The following is a 3,765-nucleotide window of genomic DNA, read 5'->3' on the forward strand; positions in this document are numbered from 1 at the left end:
CCGCCGAAGGCATTTTTCATCCCAGACCATCTGTGTCACATGACGACCCGAGGGTGGAGATCTGCCCTGGTACAGAGCAGCACACCCTACGCACCAGGGTGCAGGAGCTTTCTTCGCGTTTTCAAGAAGATGAGGCGAAAACCGCGCGTGTTCGCCTGTGGGACGCATGTGGCGCCCACACGCAAACCGCTATTTTGCGGGCATTTCAGTGTGTTACGCGAGAACACGGGCCGCTCGCCAGATCGAGAATTCTTGCCATGCGGGCATGGCTGAACTATAAGACGGGCAGGTTTCTGAGACCCCACCAGCCTCCCTGCTAGGAGGCCTGGTTTTGATGACCCCCAACAAGCATTGCACGGTCAGGCTCGACCGCAGCAAATATGACCGTCTAGTCGCGATCGCGGCCGAGCGCGAATGCACCGCCTCAGACCTCATCCGGCACGCGGTCGACGCCTTCCTTGGAGCCGGCCAGATTCTCGCTGGAAGCCAGCGGCGGCTCGCGCGGATCAACGAGTTTCAGCACCTCGCTCTCGACATCATCATCCGCGAGCAATTCCCCGAATATCGCGATCGCATCCTCGCTGAAACCGACAAGCGTCTGGAGACCTACCATGGCGCGTAAGGACATTCGATCGAACGGGCGCAACATCCCCCTCATTCATCACAGCGCGCGCGGAAATGTGCAGCGCAACTCAGGCAATTTCACGCGCGGAAGCCAGCTCCTCACGCACGAGATGCTGATGTGGTTCTCGGGCGCGAAGCTGCCCTTCCTGCTATGGTTTTTTGTCTTCCTCATAGCCTTCTGCCTCATCCTCGCCGTGAAGCTCGACGAGCACGGCGTCCAGCTCATCGGAATGAAGCTCTATTCGGCCTTGTGGAACTGGATCGACCTCGATCCGAACAAGCGCGTCAACGTCACGCTTCCCAGCGGAGACGTCCTTCGCACCGTGATGCCGGCAGTCCCCTACATCCCCGAGGTGATCAGGGCATGGACCGTCGCCATGAGAGGACTGTTGGGCGCGTTCCTCATCTCGGCCTTCATCACCATTCCGTTGACCATTTGGTTCATCGACATCTCGCATCGACGCGGCCGCGCGATCCTTCAGGAACGGCATGAACGCGGCGCCATGCTTGTCGACCACGATATCCTTCTCAACGAGATCAATGAATATAATCGCGAGAAGTTCGAAACCGAGGCGGTCGAACTCTTTCCCGGGAAGTCGCCGCGGGACGTCCTCGCGCTTCCCTTCGCCGTGCGCAAGGCAGCCGGAATCCACCATCCCTACAAGCTCGCCGACATCCCTTTCCCCCATCGGCTCGAGCAGTCGCATGCGATGCTATTCGGAACGACCGGCGCCGGGAAAACGACACAGCTTCGCGATCTGATTGTGCAGATGCGCCAGCGCCAGGACAACGCCGTCGTTTTCGACCTCACGGGCGCCTACGTCGAAGCGTTCTACGACCCGGAACGCGACACGATCCTCAACCCGATGGACCAGCGCTGTCCCGCCTGGACCATCTTCAACGACTGCACGAGCTACAGTCATTTCACGGCAGCGGCTGCCTCTCTCGTTCCGTCCGACGGCGGATCGTCCGAGCCCTTCTGGGCGCTCGCCGCGCGCACTCTCTTCATCGAAATGTGCATCAAGCTCCGCGAGCGCGGCCAAACGACCAATCTCGCTCTCTCCGACAATCTGATGACGGCCGACCTGAAGCGCGTGCACCGCTATCTGGCCAACACAATCGCGGACCCGCTGACCGCCCCGGAAGCTGCACGGATGGCGGAATCGATCCGGGCTGTCTTCAATACCAATGCGCAGGTCCTGCGGTTCCTCCCCGACGAGGGCGAGCCTTACTCCATTCGCAGGTGGATGACGGCCGACAAAAGGCCCGGCGCCATCCTCTTCATCACCTCCGATTATGAGGACCTGGAGCTGAACCGTCCGCTCCTGACGCTCTGGACGAACCTGTCCATCACGAGCCTCATGTCGATGCCGCGGACGAACAGTCTGCGCACCTGGTTCGTGTTCGACGAACTCGCCGCGCTCCACCGTCTGCCGGCCATCGAGAAGGGACTTCAGACCGCACGCAATTTTGGCGGAGCAATGCTCCTCGGCCTCCACAGCTTTCCGAAGCTCGTCGAGGTCTACGGCGAAGAAGGCGCTCGAAATCTTGCTTCGCTAGCACGCACCAAGCTGATCCTCGCCACCGGCGAATATAAGACCGCCGAAGAATGCTCCCTCTACATCGGAAACCGTGAGGTTCGCCAGATGGATGAGGCCTATTCTTACGGCTATAACAACACGCGCGACGCTTCGACGCTGACTCCGCGAAAGCAGGTCGAACCGCTTGTCCTTCCCGACGACATCACCAACCTTCCGGCGCTTCACGGATATGTCAAATATCCGGACGGATTCCCCGCAGGACGGATCAAGCTCGAATGGAAACGATACCCCGTTGTCGCCGAGGGCTTCATGCCTCGCGCCAATGTTCAACCCGTTCGATCAAGGCGCGGAGAAGGGGCGTTCGAGGAGGATGGGGCAGGGGAAGCCGGCGGGCGGGACGGCTCGTTGCTGGTGATCGACGAGATTCTGGAATCTCCCAATCTCGCGCGGGATTTGGCCGCCGGGATATTGTCGGCGGAAGCAGAAGAAGAGGGGAACGCGGCGGCACGGGCGGCGCAGGGCACGGACGACCGCGGTGATCAGGGATCGGTAAAGGGTGAAAGCGCCGAAAAGGCGCCCGCGGCACCGGCCCGATCAGACGAGCAGGCTGTTGCGGCGCGGGATCGCGACGATCGGAGCGATGGCCATCGGCAGGGTCAGGGGACGCCCCAGGTCGAGGATCAGACGCTCGCCGAACTGCGTCAGGACTTCTCGGCCGGCCGTGACGACAACGATCTCGATATGGGCATCTGATGCTCTCCGTCGCCCCGATCCGCTCGGCCGCCGGGTCCGCGAATTATTTCGCGAAGGACGACTATTACACCGTCGAGGATTCGTCCGAGGTCAGCGCCTGGGCAGGGGAAGGGGCCGACATCGCTGGTCTCTCTGGCGAGGTGTCGAAGGACGCCTTCGAAGGGATTCTAAACGGGTTCCTGCCGAGCGGGGAAGGGGTCGCCCAGGTCGAGAACCGCCGGCACGGCCTCGACCTTACCTTTTCGATGCCGAAGTCCGCGTCGGTGATGGCCTATGTCGCCGGCGACAAGCGCGTGCTCTCCGCCAACATGGCGGCCGTCAAGCAGACGATGGCCTGGGTCGAAAAGAACCTTGCCGAAGGCCGGCGCGACGTCGACGGCCGCAAGGTTCCGGTCCAGACCGGCAATCTCGTCTATGCGCTCTTCCAGCACGATACCAGCCGGGCGCTCGATCCGCAGGGCCATATTCACGCTGTGATCGGCAACATGACGCAGATGCCCGATGGCAAGTGGCAAGCCCTTCACGCCGACAAGATCTGGAGCCACAACAGCATCATCGGCGCGATTTACCACAGCTACCTGCGGACGGCGCTCGAGAAGATCGGCTACACTGTAGAGCTTCGCGGCAAGCACGGAACCTTCGAGATCGTCGGCGTGCCAAAGGCCGCGCGTGAGGAGTTCAGCCAACGGCGCGAGGACATTCTCAACAAGGCGGCCGAAACCGGCATAACATCCCACAAGGGCCGCGACCAGATCACGATCAATACCCGCGATCCCAAGCTCGACGTCGAGGATCGCGGCGCGCTCAGGCAAAGCTGGATCGAGCGGGCCGCTGCGCTCGGTTTCGA

The 3,765-nt window shown here is 61.6% G+C and carries 3 protein-coding genes; all 3 read left to right on the top strand.

The annotated features are described in order from the left end of the window. The first annotated feature begins 331 nt into the window (after nucleotides 1-331). Nucleotides 332-622 carry a hypothetical protein gene (locus RLDS_RS32095; protein WP_025160433.1) on the top strand — a complete coding sequence of 97 codons (291 nt, stop codon included), beginning with the start codon at nucleotides 332-334 and terminating at the stop codon, nucleotides 620-622. Next, nucleotides 612-2,918 carry a type IV secretion system DNA-binding domain-containing protein gene (locus RLDS_RS32100; protein WP_020818473.1) on the top strand — a complete coding sequence of 769 codons (2,307 nt, stop codon included), beginning with the start codon at nucleotides 612-614 and terminating at the stop codon, nucleotides 2,916-2,918. Before RLDS_RS32095 ends, RLDS_RS32100 begins: the two co-directional genes overlap by 11 nt. Next, the coding region (mobF, locus tag RLDS_RS0127645) for a MobF family relaxase (protein WP_031297388.1) at nucleotides 2,918-3,765 on the top strand (848 nt) is incomplete at its 3' end. The genes RLDS_RS32100 and mobF, both read left to right, overlap by 1 nt.

The sequence above is a fragment of the Sphingobium lactosutens DS20 genome, assembly GCF_000445105.1.
GTDB classification, from domain to species: domain Bacteria; phylum Pseudomonadota; class Alphaproteobacteria; order Sphingomonadales; family Sphingomonadaceae; genus Sphingobium; species Sphingobium lactosutens.